The 18,244-nt window shown below is 38.2% G+C and carries 18 protein-coding genes; 16 read left to right on the top strand and 2 right to left on the bottom strand.

Annotated features, from left to right (window positions below; translation table 11 throughout):
• On the bottom strand, positions 1-1,916 hold a 1,916-nt coding region (locus BZZ03_RS05025), incomplete at its 3' end, for a bacterial Ig-like domain-containing protein (protein WP_086582695.1).
• A 233-nt stretch (positions 1,917-2,149) separates the two neighbouring features.
• Between BZZ03_RS05025 and BZZ03_RS05020 the strand changes: the two genes are divergently transcribed.
• The 13 genes from BZZ03_RS05020 to purH all read left to right on the top strand — a co-directional run bounded on the left by BZZ03_RS05020 (position 2,150) and on the right by purH (position 13,687).
• Positions 2,150-2,539: an ArsC/Spx/MgsR family protein gene (locus BZZ03_RS05020; protein ID WP_086582684.1), complete on the top strand. Its 390-nt coding sequence runs from the start codon at positions 2,150-2,152 to the stop codon at positions 2,537-2,539.
• Positions 2,540-2,566: 27 nt separating this feature from the next.
• A complete protein-coding gene (locus BZZ03_RS05015; protein WP_061412953.1) occupies positions 2,567-2,935 on the top strand; it encodes an ArsC/Spx/MgsR family protein in 369 nt (122 codons plus the stop codon).
• A 459-nt stretch (positions 2,936-3,394) separates the two neighbouring features.
• Entirely contained in the window at positions 3,395-4,234 is an 840-nt protein-coding gene (locus BZZ03_RS05010; RefSeq protein WP_086582683.1) for a thymidylate synthase, read from the top strand.
• Between the two features lies 1 nt (position 4,235).
• The gene (locus BZZ03_RS05005; protein WP_086582682.1) at positions 4,236-4,697 is read left to right on the top strand and encodes a GNAT family N-acetyltransferase; all 462 of its coding nucleotides are present in this window, start codon (positions 4,236-4,238) and stop codon (positions 4,695-4,697) included.
• Positions 4,698-4,713: 16 nt separating this feature from the next.
• Complete coding sequence (locus BZZ03_RS05000; RefSeq protein WP_019292367.1) at positions 4,714-5,139, top strand: ASCH domain-containing protein; 426 nt, start codon at positions 4,714-4,716, stop codon at positions 5,137-5,139.
• A gap of 104 nt (positions 5,140-5,243) precedes the next feature.
• Positions 5,244-5,960 carry a phosphoribosylaminoimidazolesuccinocarboxamide synthase gene (gene purC / locus BZZ03_RS04995; protein WP_086582681.1) on the top strand — a complete coding sequence of 239 codons (717 nt, stop codon included), beginning with the start codon at positions 5,244-5,246 and terminating at the stop codon, positions 5,958-5,960.
• A gap of 55 nt (positions 5,961-6,015) precedes the next feature.
• Positions 6,016-6,258, top strand: a complete 243-nt coding sequence (gene purS / locus BZZ03_RS04990; RefSeq protein WP_019292365.1) for a phosphoribosylformylglycinamidine synthase subunit PurS — start codon at positions 6,016-6,018, stop codon at positions 6,256-6,258.
• Entirely contained in the window at positions 6,258-6,938 is a 681-nt protein-coding gene (gene purQ, locus BZZ03_RS04985) for a phosphoribosylformylglycinamidine synthase subunit PurQ (RefSeq protein ID WP_086582680.1), read from the top strand. The genes purS and purQ overlap by 1 nt, the downstream gene beginning before the upstream one ends.
• Positions 6,935-9,151 (top strand): phosphoribosylformylglycinamidine synthase subunit PurL, encoded by a 2,217-nt coding sequence (gene purL / locus BZZ03_RS04980; RefSeq protein ID WP_086582679.1) that lies wholly within the window; start codon positions 6,935-6,937, stop codon positions 9,149-9,151. Before purQ ends, purL begins: the two co-directional genes overlap by 4 nt.
• Positions 9,136-10,551, top strand: coding sequence for an amidophosphoribosyltransferase (gene purF, locus BZZ03_RS04975; protein ID WP_086582678.1), 1,416 nt, complete (start codon positions 9,136-9,138; stop codon positions 10,549-10,551). Before purL ends, purF begins: the two co-directional genes overlap by 16 nt.
• Positions 10,544-11,557, top strand: a complete 1,014-nt coding sequence (gene purM / locus BZZ03_RS04970) for a phosphoribosylformylglycinamidine cyclo-ligase (protein ID WP_086582677.1) — start codon at positions 10,544-10,546, stop codon at positions 11,555-11,557. Before purF ends, purM begins: the two co-directional genes overlap by 8 nt.
• Complete coding sequence (gene purN / locus BZZ03_RS04965; RefSeq protein ID WP_086582676.1) at positions 11,554-12,096, top strand: phosphoribosylglycinamide formyltransferase; 543 nt, start codon at positions 11,554-11,556, stop codon at positions 12,094-12,096. Before purM ends, purN begins: the two co-directional genes overlap by 4 nt.
• A 40-nt stretch (positions 12,097-12,136) precedes the next feature.
• Positions 12,137-13,687, top strand: coding sequence for a bifunctional phosphoribosylaminoimidazolecarboxamide formyltransferase/IMP cyclohydrolase (gene purH / locus BZZ03_RS04960; protein ID WP_086582675.1), 1,551 nt, complete (start codon positions 12,137-12,139; stop codon positions 13,685-13,687).
• Positions 13,688-13,721: 34 nt separating this feature from the next.
• Here the strand turns inward: purH and treR are convergent, their stop codons facing one another.
• Positions 13,722-14,438 (bottom strand): trehalose operon repressor, encoded by a 717-nt coding sequence (treR, locus tag BZZ03_RS04955; protein WP_019293567.1) that lies wholly within the window; start codon positions 14,436-14,438, stop codon positions 13,722-13,724.
• A 129-nt stretch (positions 14,439-14,567) separates the two neighbouring features.
• Between treR and BZZ03_RS04950 the strand changes: the two genes are divergently transcribed.
• Genes BZZ03_RS04950 through treC form a run of 3 tightly spaced genes read left to right on the top strand, consistent with a single transcriptional unit; the run spans position 14,568 to position 18,239 of the window.
• Positions 14,568-15,053 carry a PTS sugar transporter subunit IIA gene (locus BZZ03_RS04950; protein ID WP_061412980.1) on the top strand — a complete coding sequence of 162 codons (486 nt, stop codon included), beginning with the start codon at positions 14,568-14,570 and terminating at the stop codon, positions 15,051-15,053.
• Between the two features lie 11 nt (positions 15,054-15,064).
• Entirely contained in the window at positions 15,065-16,609 is a 1,545-nt protein-coding gene (locus BZZ03_RS04945) for a PTS transporter subunit EIIC (RefSeq protein ID WP_086582674.1), read from the top strand.
• Between the two features lie 19 nt (positions 16,610-16,628).
• Complete coding sequence (gene treC, locus BZZ03_RS04940) at positions 16,629-18,239, top strand: alpha,alpha-phosphotrehalase (RefSeq protein WP_086582673.1); 1,611 nt, start codon at positions 16,629-16,631, stop codon at positions 18,237-18,239.
• The last annotated feature ends 5 nt before the right edge of the window (positions 18,240-18,244 follow it).

The following is an 18,244-nucleotide window of genomic DNA, read 5'->3' as shown; positions in this document are numbered from 1 at the left end:
CCATTAAATTCATAAGTAATGTCGTACTTACCGGGCTTAGTATTATCAACTGTACCTGTAACATTTACTTTAGAAAAATCAATTGGATTTCCATCTTTATCTGTCGCACTGTCAAAGTTATCTTCAGCTTTCCATGCATCTCCAACGTAAATAGTGGAATCATGAGCATCGATGGAAGTTTGAACAGGCAAAACAGTAACAGTCACTGTTTTAGACACACCATTAAATTCATAAGTAATGTCGTACTTACCGGGCTTAGTATTATCAACTGTACCTGTAACATTTACTTTAGAAAAATCAATTGGATTTCCATCTTTATCTGTCGCACTGTCAAAGTTATCTTCAGTTTTCCATGCATCTCCAACGTAAATAGTGGAATCATGAGCATCGATGGAAGTTTTGCTCTCTATAACGGTGACAGTCGCAATCCCTTCAGCAGTCTCTCCAAATGAATTTGATACGCTATATTTGATTTTATAAACGCCTGGTTTTGTTTGGTCAAAGTTATTATTATCTACTATTTGAACGTTTTGAGAAATATCCCCATCAACTTGGTCAAAGGCTTTTGCTAAAGATTTTAAATCTAACGCTGGGTCAGTAGTATAGACTGTTCTATCTTCAGTTGTAATAGAGGGAAGGAAGCTTCCGCTACTTGTAGGGTAGTATGTTCCTTTGGCTGTGCTCTTGCTTCCAAGGACATTGTTAGATGCGTCTATGGCATAGGATTCTATATTAACTTCATCATTTATAGTATCTGTCAGGACATAATATGTAGCAGCTAATGCACTACCCATTTGTCCTGTAGCTTTTAGTTCTTCAAAAGTGATTTTTGCGGTTTTATTGTTATTTTCCCACTGGATAGTATAATCATCTGATGCGTCATACATATCTCCTATCTTCCCAGCAGATAAAACAAAACTTTCTGTATCAATTGGATAATTTGAATTGATTATGAAAGTATAAGGACCTCCTCCTACAATATTATGATAATTGCCATTAAACAAACCGGTGAACCAATTCTGTGCATTTTGTGTATAATAAAATTTTCCCGGTAAGTTAGTACCGTTATTATTGGGTTTGTATAAATTATGACCATTAGCTTCCAAAGAACCCCAATGATTACCTGGTGTTGTTGGTGTACCTACAATTGCCCAAGAACCCCCACCACTATTTTTTACATGTAAAATCATGTTGTTTGCAGAAAGGTCGATAGGATTTCCTTCAACGGGAACGTAAGTAGAAGTAAAAGGAAAGTCCGAAGGCCCTTCAATTCCTGTTGGACGAGCTGTTATGGTGGTTGAAATACTCCCATCAAACTGTACGTTTTGTTTTGCTACTAGAATGATTTGTCCGTTTTCTTCATCAAGTACTAGGTCGAAATAAGGGTCAGAAGTGCTTCCTGATGAAAATTTAACACTTGAATAATCCAAACCCTCACTTGAAATAGATAGGATAATCTTATCACCTGCTACTATCTCATTTTGATCTTTTACAGTTTTTAAATTCCAGGTGAAAGACACACCAGAAACTGATGAAATATAAGAAGTAGGGACATCGTTTGAAAAATTTACCTGCGGTTCTGAAGCTTTGCTAATTACATCTTTTTGAACTGTCTCGGGCTGTATTCTTTGTTCCACAGTAGGTTCTTCGTTTTTTATGGATGTAGCTTGTATATTTTCATTAATTGTTGCTACTTGCTGAGAATCATCATTGATATTACTGACATGAGAGTTTTTCTCTTCTGTATCAATTGATACACTTTCGGCAAGTGAATTTGTTGTAGGAACTAATAGTGCAGCTAAAGCAATAATTGTTCCGCACTTTGTAATTCTTTTATAATTCATTTTTTCTCCTTTAAATGCATTAATAATACAATTCTCTGATATTTTGAATAACATTTCAATTGTTTGGCTCATTGTTTGTTATCTTACTTTTGTATAAATTAACAACTTTTAGATAAACGCTTAGGCTATTGATATTACATGATTATATTCCTCAATTTCTTTTGAGACATATTTTTTTCGGAATATTTTTATGTTATACTCATAATTAATTATTATATTGTTTTTGGATATTGAATTGGAATACAGTAATAAATTAAATACAGAGGTTTTATCCCCATAGCTTTTTAGGGGTTTTTAGGAATAAAATGATAAAAGTATACTGTAAAAAAGGATGTGGATCAACAAAACGTGCTTTAGATTGGTTTAGAAAATATCAAATAGAAATTAAAACTTTTAGAATTAATCACATATCTGATGATGACTTAGTAGAGATACTATCCATGAGTACAAAGGGTTTCGCAAGCATTGTAAAAAGTTCAAGCAGGATTAGCTCAAAAAATAAGCAGAAGTTGATAAATTTAAAAGATATGAATTTTAATGAAGGAATAAAATATTTAATTGAAAATCCTAACTTATTACAAACTCCTATCATACTAGGAGAAAAGAAGTCCCTAGTGGGTTTTAATCCCGATGATATTCGTCAATTTTTACCAAAGAAGTATAGAAGAAAAATAATTCAAAATACAAAAACATAATTAAATGCTAAAGGAAAGTAAGTTTAATTGATAAAAATTTATTATAATTCTAGCAATCATTCAAGCCAAAAGGCTATTAAATGGTTTGAAGCTAAAGGATTAGAAGTATCAATAAAAAAAATAAAGCAAATATCTAAAGAAGATTTAGTATATATATTATTCTTATCTAATAATGGATTTGAAGATATTTATAAACGAAATGTTAGAATCTATTTTAAGAAACATATGGAAAAGATGGATAAAATGGATTTTAATGATACTGTCGATTTTATATTGAAGCATACTGAGCTATTAAAAACGCCCATTTTAATTGATAAAAATAAATTAATGATTGGCTTTAATGCTGAAGAAATTAGAAAGTTTATTCCCAAAAATCATCGTAAATACAGAGAGTGAATTTAAAAGTTAAAAATTGCTGAAACAATTAATATGACTTCATGTGCAAATGAAATTCAAACTAATAGTTCAAACGAAAAGCTAAAAATTAAAAGAGTCTAAGGGCTCTTTTAATTATTCGAAGTTTGCAATGAATCCCATACTATTGAAGTGTAATAAAGAGCACGTCTTGAGTAAGAAGTTTAGCCAAGGTACATAAGAGGTATTCGTTACAGTTTGTAAAGTTGATGTTTTAGGAGCTTTTTAATAATGAATGAAATGGTATTTTAAAAACTAAGAAAAAATGAAGTGGGATAGATAAAAATACTACTTTCGAATATTTAAAAGCCCCCCATATATTTATTGAAATAGAGATATGAAGGAGTTAGTAGGATTAAGGAGATAGACGCTTTTATAAAAGTTTGTTTATTTATATGGTATAATGTTAGTCATAATAAAGCGAAAGTAAGAGAGGGAAATATGACCTACGCAGACCAAATCTTCAAAGAAAATATCAGTAATATCCTCGAAAATGGCGTGTTTTCAGAAAATGCGCGTCCAAAATATAAAAATGGCCAAACAGCCAACAGTAAATATATTACAGGATCTTTCGTCACTTATGATCTTGAAAATGGCCAATTTCCTATCACAACTCTTCGTCGTATTCCTATCAAGACGGCAATCAAAGAACTCATGTGGATTTACCAAGATCAGACCAGCGCACTTGACGTTCTAGAAGAAAAATATGGTGTGAAATATTGGGCTGAATGGGGTATCGGTGATGGTACCATTGGACAACGTTATGGAGCAACTGTTAAAAAATATAACATTATCGGCAAGCTTCTCGAAGGTTTGGAAAAAAATCCATGGAACCGTCGGAATATCATTAATCTTTGGCAATATGAAGATTTTGAAGAAACCGAAGGACTTTTGCCTTGTGCATTTCAAACGATGTTTGATGTAAGACGTGAAGCAGATGGACAAATTTATCTGGATGCAACCTTGATTCAACGTTCAAACGACATGCTTGTGGCGCATCATATTAATGCGATGCAGTATGTGGCTTTGCAAATGATGTTGGCTAAACACTTCAGCTGGAAAGTCGGTAAGTTTTTCTACTTTGTCAACAACTTGCATATTTACGATAATCAATTTGAACAAGCGAATGAGTTACTGTCACGCACGGGTTCAGAAAAAGAGCCATGCTTGATTCTAAATGTACCAGATGGAACGAATTTCTTTGATATTAAACCAGAAGATTTTGAATTGGTGGACTATGAACCTGTGACTCCACAACTCAAATTTGATTTGGCGATTTAAGATGAACTGTCGACATTACTGCTCAAACGATTATGCTGAGATTGTTGATTTGTTTTATACAACAGTACATACAATCAATGCTGCGGATTATTCTGCAGAAGAGTTAGAAGCATGGGCGCCATCTGATAAGTCTGATTTTTTTTCGGAAAAACTGCTGGCTGAGAGTTATTGTATAGTTGTAGAAGAAAGCGGAAAAATTTTAGGCTTTGCTAATGCGACGAGCGAAGACAAATTTGATTGCCTGTATGTTGATAAGGATTCTCAGAAACGAGGTGTAGGAAATCTCCTTGCCAATCAGATTGAACAATATTGTAAGGGGCAGGGGGCAGAAAGAATAAATGTTGATGTTTCCTTAACTGCACGGCCTTTTTTTGAAAAACGTGGCTATGAGATTTTAGAGCAACAAATCGTCCTACGACGCAACCAAAATATAAAAAATTACAAAATGCAATTAAAGTTATAAAAGACGGGAAGGAAAAATGTACGAAAAATTTATCGCAGAGGCTAATCTAAATCCAGATAACTTCAGTGATGCTTGGGCCTTTGGTAACACTCCTCAAATGGCTGATGAGCTATTAGAACTTGTACTTGAGGGGAAAAAAAGAGCTACAGCAAGCGCATTGTCCCTGTATGGACCAGACGATTTTTTACCTGCTGTGGATGGAAGATATGAGATTTTACTCGATGGCAAAGGAAATCCACGAGCCGCGATTCAAACAAGCAAGGTCTATATTACTAAGTTTAATAAGGTAACAGAGGATCATGCCTTTAACGAAGGTGAAGGAGACAGGAGCTTGGCTTATTGGCGGCAAGTTCATGAAGCTTTTTTCCGAGATTTAGATTGTTATGCACCAGATATGGATATTGTCTGTGAAGAATTTGAAGTTTTATATAAATGTTCGTAAAAAGCGAATGATATTCAAAAAAGATATTACTTTCACAAGTAATATCTTTTTTTGTACTCTAAATAAGGTTAGAATTAAATTATAAAATAAAGAGGAGGCATATCGTGAGAAAGGGACGCTTACTTTATGAAGGTAAAGCAAAGAAGCTTTATGAAACAGAGGATGAACAGCTGGTTTGGGTGGAGTATTGTGATAACGCAACAGCTCTAAATGGTAAAAGAAAAGAAGAAATTAAAGGCAAAGGGGCATTGAACAATCAAATTACATCCCTGATTTTTCAAAAAATGAATGCCGAACAAATTAAAACATCTTTTATCACACAACTATCTAAAACCGAACAATTAAACCGGAAAGTTGAGATTATACCTCTAGAAGTGGTCTTAAGAAATCGTGTTGCTGGCTCTTTTGCAAAGCGATTTGCTTTGGAAGAAGGTGACATTCTTCCTCGACCTATTATTGAATTTTATTACAAGTCTGATGCACTCGATGATCCTTTTATCAATGATGAACATGTCTATTTTCTTGAACTTGCTCAACCAGAAGAACTGGAATTCATCAAGTCAGAAACACTGAAAATCAATACCCTTCTCCAAAAAATATGGGGGGAAATCGGCTTGAGTCTGGTTGATTTCAAACTCGAATTTGGTCGTACAGCAGATGGCGAAATTATCTTGGCAGACGAAATTTCACCAGATACCTGTCGCCTTTGGGATGCGGAGGGGAACCATTTAGATAAAGATGTTTTCCGTCGTAATATTGGCGACTTGATTGAAGTATACAGTCGTGTACTCACAGCCCTTCAAGAAGAAAAAGAACTTTAAGACTTAATGCCGTAATGGCAGAGACAAATAAAAGAAAGTGAACGAGAAAGAGAAAATGAGCAAAGTAGAAGTTTACGTAACCTATAAAAAATCAATTTTGGATCCTCAAGGACAAGCAATCAAGGCAGCAACTCAAAAGCTAGGCTACTCTGAAATTCAAGATATTCGCGTTGGTAAATATTTTGAAATCGAAGTTGAGGGAGATTCTCAATTGGCCGTGAAGAAAGTGGAAGAGATAGCTGAAAAATTATTAGCAAATCCAAACATGGAAACTTACAAGGTTGAGGTGGTAGATTGATGAAATTTGCAGTTATTCAATTTCCAGGATCAAATTGTGATTTCGATCTCCTCTGGGCCATTCGTGATGTGATGCAAGCCGAAGCCGAATTTGTCTGGCATGAGGAAAAGTCTCTTACAGGCTTTGATGGTGTGTTGATTCCTGGAGGTTTCAGTTACGGGGATTACTTACGTTGCGGAGCCATTGCTTCTTTTTCGAATGTTATGCCTGAAATTAAACGTTTGGCTGCAGAAGGAAAACCTGTCTTTGGTACCTGCAATGGGTTTCAAATTCTTATCGAAGCAGGACTTTTACCAGGTGCTTTGATTCAAAATGACAGCTTAAAGTTTGTTTCAAAGTGGCAAAACTTAAAAGTAAATAATAATTCAAAATTTACAACTGTCTTTTCTAAAGATGAAGTGATTAGCTTGCCTATTGCACATGGGGAAGGTAAGTATATTGCTGATGAACAAACCTTGGCAGATTTAAAAAATAACGGACAAATCGTTTTCACTTATGCAAATGGAAACCCCAATGGTTCTGCTTTAGACATTGCTGGGATTTGTAATCAAGAAGGGAATGTTTTGGGGATGATGCCCCATCCAGAACGCGCCGTAGAATCCTTACTTGGTGGAAATGATGGTAAAAAAATGTTTGCCAGTATCTTGAAAAATTTTGTAGAAGAAGGAGCGTCACAATGAGCGGTGAAATGAGTCCAGAACAAATCCAAACGTCAAAAATTTATCGTGAATGGGGCTTGACTGATGAAGAATACTCTAAAATTAAAAATGAGATTCTTGGTGGTCGCCTGCCTAACTTTACAGAAACTGGCATGTATGCCGTGATGTGGTCAGAGCATTGTTGTTATAAAAATTCAAAACCTGTCTTGAAAAAATTTCCAACAGAAGGTCCACAAGTACTTATGGGACCAGGTGAAGGTGCTGGAGTCGTTGATATGGGTGATGACTGGGCAGTTGTTTTCAAGGCAGAGTCACACAATCACCCAAGCTATGTCGAACCCTATGAAGGTGCAGCAACAGGATCGGGCGGGATTATTCGTGATATCTTTTCGATGGGAGCGCGACCAGTTGCTCTTTTAGACAGCCTTCGCTTTGGTCAGATTGACAATGCTAAAACGCGTCATATTGTTGAGCGTGTCACGGCAGGAATAGCTGGATATGGTAACTGTATTGGTATTCCTACAGTGGGTGGAGAAGTAGCTTTTGACGAATCTTATGCGGGAAATCCTTTAGTGAACGTGATGTGTGTGGGCTTGATTGAGCATAAGCACATCCAAAAAGGACAAGCCAAAGGTGTAGGCAACACAATCATGTATGTGGGAGCGAAAACAGGACGTGACGGCATTCATGGTGCTTCCTTTGCCTCTCAGGAGTTTGGTTCAGGTTCTGAAACACAACGTTCTGCCGTTCAAGTGGGCGATCCTTTTATGGAAAAACTTTTGTTAGAGGCTTGTCTTGAAGTGATCCATAATCATTCTGATATCCTTGTCGGTATTCAAGATATGGGGGCTGCTGGATTAGTTTCTTCAACTTCGGAAATGGCTTCGAAAGCTGGCTCAGGTTTGAAACTTAATTTAGATTTAGTGCCACAACGTGAGACGAATATGACACCATACGAAATGATGCTTTCAGAGTCGCAAGAGCGGATGGTGCTTTGCATTAAAAAAGGACATGAAGATGAAATCGTTGAGCTCTTTAAAAAGTACGAACTTGATGCGGTAAATATCGGTGAAGTCACTGACGATGGGATGTACACATTATTCCATCAAGGTGAAAAGGTTGCCGAAATTCCAGTAGACTCTTTAGCTGAGGATGCACCGGTTTATTATCGTGAAATGAAAGAACCTGCACGGATTGCTGAATTTGAAAAAGCTGAAAAGTTTATCCCGGAAATCGTAAATGCAACAGAGGTTCTCAAAGATCTCCTTAGTCAACCAACAATTGCGAGCAAGCGCAGTATTTATGAAACCTACGATAGTCGAGTAATGACAAATACAGTCGTTGCACCAGGATCTGATGCAGCAGTTATTCGCCTCCGTCATTCCAATAAAGCTTTAGCAATGACAACAGACTGTAATGCGCGCTATCTCTACCTTAATCCCGAGATTGGTGGACAAATAGCTGTCGCAGAAGCAGCACGAAATATCATTGCTTCAGGGGGGAAACCTTTAGCAATTACGGACTGCCTTAACTTTGGTAATCCAGAAAAGCCAGAACAATTTTATGAGTTAAGCAAGGCATGTGATGGTATTTCGGAATCTTGCCGTGTGTTATCTACTCCGGTCATCTCAGGTAATGTTTCCCTTTATAACGAAACGAACGGTCAAGCTATTTTACCGACACCAATGATTGGGATGGTTGGCTTGATTGAAGATGTGGCACATATTACGACACAATATTTTAAAGAAACAGGTGACTTAATTTATATTATTGGGGAGACTGCCGATGATTTCTCTGGCTCTGAAATTCAAAAAATGATGACAGGCGAGGTTTCAGGTACGCTAAGCTTTGACCTGCAAGCAGAAAAAGAAAATCATAAACATGTACTGAAAGCAATCCAAGCCGGTCTCATTCAGTCCGCGCATGATTTATCTGAAGGTGGCTTAGCTGTTGCTCTTGTCGAGTCGGCTTTTGCTAATAATAAAGGAATTTCGGTTCATTTTGATGGTAAAGTATCACAACTCTTCTCTGAAAGTCAAGGTCGCTTTATCCTCTCAGTTCGCCCAGAAGATAAAAAAGATTTTGAAGAACTGATGGCAGGGAAAGCAAGCAATTTAGGGCAGGTTACAGACAAGTCAGAAATTAAAATTTCAGCAAAAAATGGTGAAATTTCCCTATCTACTGAAGAAGCGAAAGCGATTTATGAAGGAGCGATTCCATGCCTTATGAATTAAAGTCCTTGAACGAAGAATGTGGCGTTTTTGGCATCTGGGGACATCCTGAAGCTGCACAACTGACTTATTTTGGACTTCATGCCTTGCAACACAGAGGGCAAGAAGGTGCTGGTATTCTGTCAAATAATGATGGGCAACTTCAGCGGCATCGTGATTTAGGCTTGGTAACAGAAGTTTTTCGTCACGAAAAAGATTTACAAAAATTATCAGGGAAAGCAGCTATGGGCCATGTACGCTACGCCACAGCAGGTTCAGCAGAATTAAACAATATCCAGCCTTTTCATTTTAAATTTCAAGACACACAGCTTGGTCTAGCCCATAACGGTAACTTGACCAATGCCGTATCGCTACGACGTGAGTTAGAAGCACAAGGTGCTATCTTTTCTTCAAGTTCAGACACCGAAATTTTGGCGCATCTGATTCGCCGCAGCCATCATCCTGAATTTATGGGAAAAGTAAAGGAAGCCTTGAATACTGTTAAAGGTGGCTTTGCTTATCTCTTGATGACAGAAGATTCAATGATTGCAGCTCTTGATCCCAATGGCTTCCGTCCTTTATCTATTGGGAAAATGGCGAACGGTGCGCTCGTTGTAGCCAGTGAAACCTGTGCTTTTGATGTTATCGGTGCAGAGTTTGTCCAGGAAGTCAAACCCGGTCAGATTATCCAAATTAATGATCAAGGCTTGCATGTTGAGCAGTTTACAGATAAGACCAATACACAAATTTGTTCAATGGAGTATATTTACTTTGCACGTCCGGACAGTGTTATTGCAGGTGTCAATGTTCATACCGCACGTAAACAATCAGGGCGTATCTTAGCACGTGAGGCACAGGTAGATGCAGATATTGTTATTGGTGTGCCAAATTCGTCACTCTCAGCAGCATCCGGATATGCAGAAGAATCTGGATTACCTTACGAAATGGGCTTGATTAAAAATCAATATGTGGCGCGTACATTTATTCAGCCTACGCAAGAATTAAGAGAACAAGGTGTACGGATGAAGCTCTCGGCTGTTTCCAGTGTAGTCGAAGGTAAAAAGGTTATCATGGTGGACGATTCTATTGTACGTGGAACGACAAGCAGACGAATTGTGCGTTTACTTAAAGATGCCGGCGCTGCTGAAGTTCACGTTGTAATTGCGAGCCCACCGCTTGCTTATCCATGCTTTTATGGTATCGATATTCAAAAGCGAGAAGAGTTGATTGCAGCGGAACACTCAGTCGATGAAATTTGCCAAATCATTGGAGCAGATAGTCTTACTTTTTTAAGCCAAGAAGGATTAGTTGAGGCTATCGGACATGATAATCTGTGTCTGTCTTACTTTGACGGTATATATCCGACGCCACTTTACGATTACGAAGAAAATTACCTGAAATCTTTAGGAGGAAAAAATGTCTAAAAATGCTTATGCAAAGGCAGGAGTTGATGTTGAAGCGGGTTACCAAGTGGTTGATCGCATAAAAAAACACGCGGAAAAAACGAAAAGGCTGGGAGTTCTTGGAGGACTTGGAGGATTTGGAGCGGCATTTGATCTTTCAAAACTTGATGTTAAGGAACCAGTGCTTATTTCTGGAACAGACGGAGTAGGCACAAAGTTGATGCTGGCTATTGAAGCAGACAAACATGACACGATTGGGATTGATTGTGTGGCCATGTGTGTTAATGATATCGTTGCAGCTGGAGCAGAACCTCTCTACTTTCTTGACTATATCGCTACCGGGAGAAACCATCCGGAAAAGCTCGAAAAAGTAGTCGCAGGTGTTGCCCAAGGATGTTTGCAGTCAGGTGCAGCCCTGATTGGCGGTGAAACAGCAGAAATGCCAGATATGTATGATACAGATGATTATGACCTTGCAGGTTTTGCTGTCGGTATTGCCGAAAAGTCAGCCTTAATTGATGGCTGCAAGAATGTTGAGGCAGGTGATATCTTATTAGGGCTTCCTTCCTCCGGTATTCATTCGAATGGATACTCGCTCGTCCGGAAAATCTTTAAAGATTTTGATAAACAAGAAATTCTTCCTGAGCTGGAACGCCCCCTTGGAGAAGAGTTACTTGAACCCACTCATATCTATGTCCAAGAGCTGTTGCCACTTATAAAGGACAACATGATTAAGGGGATATCACATATTACAGGAGGTGGTTTTTATGAAAATCTTCCGCGAATGTTTAGTGATCAATTAACAGCTGAAATTATAGAAGACAGCTGGGAGATTTTGTCTATTTTCAAAGCTTTGGAGAAATACGGTCAAGTTCCTCATGACGAAATGTTCCAAATTTTCAATATGGGAATTGGTATGGTCCTTGCGGTGGCCCCAGAAAAGGCTGAGGAAGTGAAGCAAAGAGTAAAATGCTACGAAATCGGAAAAATTACTCCACGTGTGAAACAAGCGGTAATTATAAAATGAGGATTGCCGTTTTTGCCTCGGGATCAGGATCCAACTTTGAAGCTCTTGCTCAAGCTTTTCCCGCTGAAGTTCAGCTCTTATTCTCGGATAAGATTGAGGCTTATGCTCTACAAAGAGCCCAGCAGCTCAAGATAGCTGCCGTCAGCTTTACCTTAAAATCTTTTGCTGATAAGCAAAGTTATGAAGAAGCCTTAGTTGCTTTGCTCCGTGAACATCAGATTGATTTGATTTGTCTTGCAGGTTATATGAAAATTGTTGGTCCTACTCTTTTGCAAGCTTATGAAGGCCGGATCATTAATATCCATCCATCTTATCTGCCAGCTTTTGCGGGTTCAGCTCATGCTTTAGAGGAATCCTGGCAAGCTCAAGAAGGCTTGGGAATCACAGTGCATTGGGTGGATTCTGGAGTCGATACAGGAGAAATTTTAGCCCAGCAGCAGCTTGATTATCACCCAGAACTCGCCGAATATGAAAAAAAGCTCCATCAAACAGAGCATGAATTGTATATAAAAGTAGTAGAAGAGCTTATCAAAAAATAGTAAGAGCTATTATAAACTTAAAAATAGAAAAGGAATAAAAATGACTAAACGTGCGCTTATCAGTGTGTCGGATAAAAATGGAATTGTTGAATTGGCTGAGTCTTTAAGTAAACTCGGTTTTGAAATTATCTCAACTGGCGGAACTAAAAAAACCTTGGATGAAGCAGGAATTGCAACCTTAGCGATTGAAGAAGTGACGCAGTTTCCGGAAATGATGGATGGACGTGTGAAAACATTGCACCCAATGATTCATGGTGGACTTTTGGCACGACGTGATTTGGACAGCCACCTAGCTGCCTTAGAAGAGCACAATATTACACCCATTGACTTGGTTGTTGTCAATCTTTATCCTTTCAAAGAGACACTCTTGTCAGGAGCTGATCATCAAACAATTGTCGAGAATATTGATATTGGTGGTCCTTCAATGTTACGTTCTGCAGCAAAAAATCATGCAGACGTTACTGTTCTTGTTGATCCCACAGACTATGCTGCAGTGCTCCAAGAATTCGAAAAAGCTGGGGAAACCAGCTTAGAGCTTCGTCAACGTTTGGCTGCCAAAGTTTTTCGACATACTGCTGCTTATGATGCACTCATTGCACAATATTTAACAGAAAAGTTTTCTGATCATGAGGAAAAACCTGAAAAGTTGACACTGACGTATGATTTAAAACAAGGGATGCGTTATGGTGAAAATCCACAACAAGATGCAGATTTTTATGAAAATGCCCTTCCAACTGCTTATTCGATTGGGCAAAGTGTGCAATTGCACGGTAAGGAATTATCTTACAACAATGTGCGTGATGCAGATGCAGCCTTGCAAATTGCGCGTGATTTTACGGAGCAACCAACTGTTGTGGCGCTTAAGCACATGAATCCTTGCGGCATTGGTCAAGGGGTGACGATTGAGCAAGCTTGGGATTACGCTTATGAAGCAGATCCTGTTTCAATCTTCGGAGGTATTGTCGTTTTAAATCGTCCAGTTGACCCAAAAACAGCTGAGAAAATGAGCAAAATCTTTTTAGAAATCATTATTGCACCGGCATTTTCTGATGAAGCACTAACAATTTTAACGAAAAAGAAAAATATCCGTTTGCTTACGCTTGATTTTGAACAAATTGGTGCATCAGAAAAAGAAGCGATGATTACAGGTGTGCTTGGAGGTGTCTTAGTACAGGAGCAAGATGTTGTTGCAGAACAAGAAGAAAGTTGGACAGTAGCAACGCAAGCTCAACCAGATACAAAACAATGGGAAGCGCTAAAATTTGCATGGAAAGCGGTCAAATATGTGAAGTCTAACGGTATCATTGTCACAAATGAACATCAAACACTTGGGGTTGGGCCAGGTCAAACCAACCGTGTAGCTTCAGTGAAAATAGCAATTGAAGCAGCGCAGGAAAAAAATATAGATAATGCTGTGCTTGCTTCTGATGCTTTCTTCCCCTTTGCAGATAATATTGATGAGATTGCTAAATCTGGCATCAAAGCGATTGTCCAACCAGGTGGTTCCGTTCGCGATCAAGAAGTCATTGAAGCCTGTGACAAGTATGGCATCACGATGATCTTTACAGGTGTGAGACATTTCCGTCACTAATAAAAAAAGCTAGACGAGAGTTTAGCTTTTTTTATTAGTGTTTCTGCCGTCTCGAAAACTCAGTAAAGCGAAACTTATCTACCTGATGTCGGCTTTCCGTATACTGGAAAACATTATTATTGGCGAGATAAACATGACTGCGCACACTCACGACATGGCGATCCTTAGGGTTCAAATCCAAATAAGTTTTATCTTCATCATTGACAAAATCAATTGTGATTTCTTTTTGAGCATATGAAATATCAAGATGAACATGATCTTCGAGGTAAGCATATAGAGAAGACTTTACTTTTTCTCTGGTCATATCAGGTGCTGCAGAAGCTAAAATATAGTCGCGGTCTAGGATAACGAACTGCTCATCAATATTTCGTCGGCGGAGGATATGAAAAGCTTGAGAGCCTTCTTCAAAAAAAGAAAGTTCTGAGAGGTCTTTATCTACAGTTATTTTTTCAAAAATTAATATTTCAGTGGTTGAGCTGAAGTTTAAAGAATCTTTGAGCTCTTTGAAAGAAGTTAACCCTGAAATGGGGAACATCAATCTCTCTCTGGGAATAACAATGGAGCCAAAGCCGTGACGGCGTTGAATAATCCCGTTTTCTTCCAAGATTTTGAGTGCTTGTCGTACCGTTGCACGGCTTGTTTGATAGAGCACTGTAAGCTGGTTTTCACTGGGCAAGAGCTCATTTTCGGGATATCTTCCTTCATGAATTTTTTTCTCCAAATCCCGAAGAATAATTTCGTACTTTTTCATAACCTAAGTGTAACAAAAAAGCACTTTAAGTTAAAGTAAAAATATAACCGCTTGCAAAACCGCTTTCATTTTGCTATTATAAACTTGTACGTACAAGTTGTAGTTTGTTTTTATTAAAGGAGAATAAAAATGTTTGGTTTTGGAAAGAAAAAAAGTGTAAGTGAGGACAAGAACCTTTATACACCTTTAGCGGGTACAGTTATTGATTTGGAAAAGGTTTCCGACCCTGTATTTGCCAAAAAAGTTATGGGGGAAGGTTATGCCATTGAACCCACCAGTAGTGACATTGTCAGTCCAGTAGCAGGAGAAGTCAGTCTAGTACAAGGACATGCTATCGGCTTCACGCGCGCAGATGGTTTAGAAGTGTTGCTTCATCTAGGAATTGATACAGTAAGTTTAAATGGACAACCTTTTCAGATTAAAGTTAAGGTGGGCGATATAGTCGACGGCGGCGATGCTCTGGGACAGGTCAATTGGAAAGAAGTGGAAGCAGCGGGTTTACCACTTACGAGTATGGTTTTAATTACAAATACAAATGAAAAGCTCGATAGTCTTACCGTTAAAAAAGGAATTGCTCAAGCAGGTGATCTGTTGGGCCAAGCAACTGCAAAATAAAAGGAGAAATCATGGCAGATTACAAAAAATTAGCAACAGAAATTATTGCTGCTGTTGGTGGTGAGGAAAATATCACAAAGGTGATTCACTGTATCACACGCTTACGTTTCTATTTAGTCGACAAAGAAAAAGCAGACGATAAAAAACTTGAAGCAATGGATGGTGTAGCCGGGGTTGTCTACAATGCAAATCTGGGGCAGTACCAAGTCGTTATTGGTCAAGCTGTTGAGGATGTCTATGACGAAATTGTGGCCCAGCTGGGCAGTCGTGTAGTGGATGGCGAAAGTAGTGAAGAAGTCGAGGAAACAAAAGTTTCTAAAAATCCAATCATTCGTGCTTTTCAAGTTGTAGTTGGAACAATTACGGGATCAATGATGCCGATTATTGGTTTATTAGCTGCTGGTGGTATGATTAACGGGATTCTTAACATGTTTGTTAAAGGAAACCATATTTTTGAACTTATTAGTCCGACAGATCCAACCTATATTATTATTTCAACAATGGCGATGGCACCATTCTACTTCCTTCCTGTCTTGGTCGGCTATGCCGCTGCTAAGCAGTTAGGTTCAGACCCATTTGTCTTGGCTGCAGTTGGTGGATTTATGATTCACCCTGCTTTACAAGGCTTAGTTGCAGCACCTAATGTTATTGAGAAAGGAGAGATTGTAGCTGGAAAAGCACCAGTCGTTATGGAATTATTTGGCGTAACTTTTAATACAAGTTATTTTAATATTCCTGTTAGTCTACCCAATTATGCCTATACTATTTTCCCGATTATTGTAGCAGCTTGGATGGCTAAACCAATCGGTGCTTGGCTTAAGAAACACATGCCTTTAGCACTTCGTTCGATCTTTGTACCGATGATTACTTTCTTTGTTGTGGCTTCATTGGTACTCTTATTGGTAGGACCCGTAATTAGTATTGTTTCCTCTGCGCTTGCTTCAGTCATTACAGGCTTGATTAATCTTAATCTCACAATAGCAGGAGCAATTATTGGTGGACTTTACCAAGTTCTAGTTATCTTTGGTCTCCATTGGTTGGTTATTCCTATCTTGACTCAACAAATCGTAACAACAGGAGAATCAAACATTAACATGATTGTTTCCTTTACAATGTTGGCACAAGGTGCTGGTGCTCTAGCTGTCTTTCTCAAAACACGCCAACAAAGTCTGAAAGGGTTAGCCTTACCAGCAGCGATTTCGGCTTTTTGTGGGGTAACTGAGCCAGCCATGTATGGGATTAACTTGAAATATATTCGTGTTTTCATTATGAGTTCGATTGGTGCAGCTGCAGGCGCTGCGGTTGCGGGCTTATTTGATCTGCATATGTACGGCTTCTCAGGCTCACTTATTGGTTTCCCTAACTTTGCTGCAACGACAAATCCTTTGACTCATGCTGCAGGTAATCCTAACAATTTTATCTACTTTTGGATTGCGACAGCTGTTTGTATTGTTGTATCCATGACATTGGTTTGGTTCTTTGGCTTTAAAGATTCAGATACAATGGGAACAGGACTTGAAAAGAAAAACGTCTTTAAATCAGCCGTAAATAAATAAGAAACAAAAGGAAAAAACTATGACATTGAGTGAAAAAGTCATCTATCAAATTTACCCTAAATCATTTTTAGATACTACAGGAAATGGTATTGGTGATCTCAGAGGAGTAACGGAAAAATTACCTTATTTGGCGGAATTAGGAATCGATATGATTTGGCTTAATCCTTTTTATCCCAGCCCGCAAAGAGATAATGGTTATGATATTTCTGACTATACTAATATAGATCCAGTATTTGGTGATTTTAAAGATTTTGACCAAATGGTAGCACGTGGTAAAGAGTTAGGTATTGAATTTATGTTGGATATGGTTTTGAATCATGTTTCAACAGAACATGAATGGTTTAAAAAAGCACTTGCCGGTGATAAATATTACCAAGATTTCTTCATTCTTAGAGATGAACCTACGGATTGGGTGTCGAAATTTGGTGGCAATGCTTGGGCGCCATTTGGCGATACTGGTAAATATTATCTTCATCTTTATGATATTTCTCAAGCCGACTTAAATTGGCGTAATCCCAATGTTCGCAAAGAACTGTTTGAAGTTGTTAATTTTTGGCGTGGTAAAGGTATATCAGGCTTTCGCTTTGACGTGATTAACGTTATTGGAAAAGACGAAATACTTAAAAACAATCCAGAATTTGATGGGAAATTTGAGTATACTGATAAACCAATCACGCATGAATATTTGAAAATGCTCAATGCTGCTACTTTTGGCCAAGATGAATATGCCATAACTGTGGGAGAAATGAGCTCAACGTCCATCGAAAACAGTATTCTCTATACACAACCGGAGCGAAGAGAACTCAGTATGGTTTTTAATTTCCATCATCTAAAAACAGATTACAAAGATGGTGATAAATGGACCAAAGTTCCCTTTGATTTTCAAGCGCTCAAAGAGCTTTTCCATGAATGGGGCGAAAAAATGTCACAAGGTGGCGGCTGGAATGCTACTTTTTGGAATAATCATGATCAACCTCGAGCACTCAATCGTTTTGTGGATGTGAAAAATTTCCGTATAAAAGGAGCAACGATGCTAGCTGCTGCGATTCACCTCAGCCGTGGCACACCTTTTATTTATATGGGTGAAGAAATTGGTATGATTGATCCTGACTATGATTCTGTTGCCGATTATCAAGATTTAGAAGCTTTGAATGCTTACGAAATACTTTTGAAACAAGGAAAAACAGAATCCGAAGCGTTTGAAATAATCAGCAGTAAATCACGTGACAATTCAAGAACACCGATGCAATGGGACGATAGCGCAAATGCGGGCTTTAGCAAAGGAGATCCATGGCTGAAGTTGGGCAAACATACCGACATTAATCTGAAAAGAGATAAAAACGGAGAAATCTATAATTTCTATAAAGAAATGATTCGTTTACGAAAAACGGAAAAAATTATTTCTGAGGGAGATTATAAAGCTGCACTTAAAGATTCAGAGCACATTTATGCTTTTGTACGTGAATATAAAGGCCAACTTTTACTTGTACTGAATAACTTTGCCAATCACAGCGTGAACTTTACTTTGCCACAGGGTTTTGAAGATGCAGAAGTCTTCGTTAATAACTATGATTCATATAAGTCTGAAACACTGGCACCTTATCAGTCGGTTGCTTTATTAGCCAGATAGTGACC

This window comes from Lactococcus petauri, assembly GCF_002154895.1.
GTDB lineage: Bacteria > Bacillota > Bacilli > Lactobacillales > Streptococcaceae > Lactococcus > Lactococcus petauri.
Note: the sequence above shows the minus strand (reverse complement) of the source record. Positions and strands in the feature narration are given on the sequence as shown.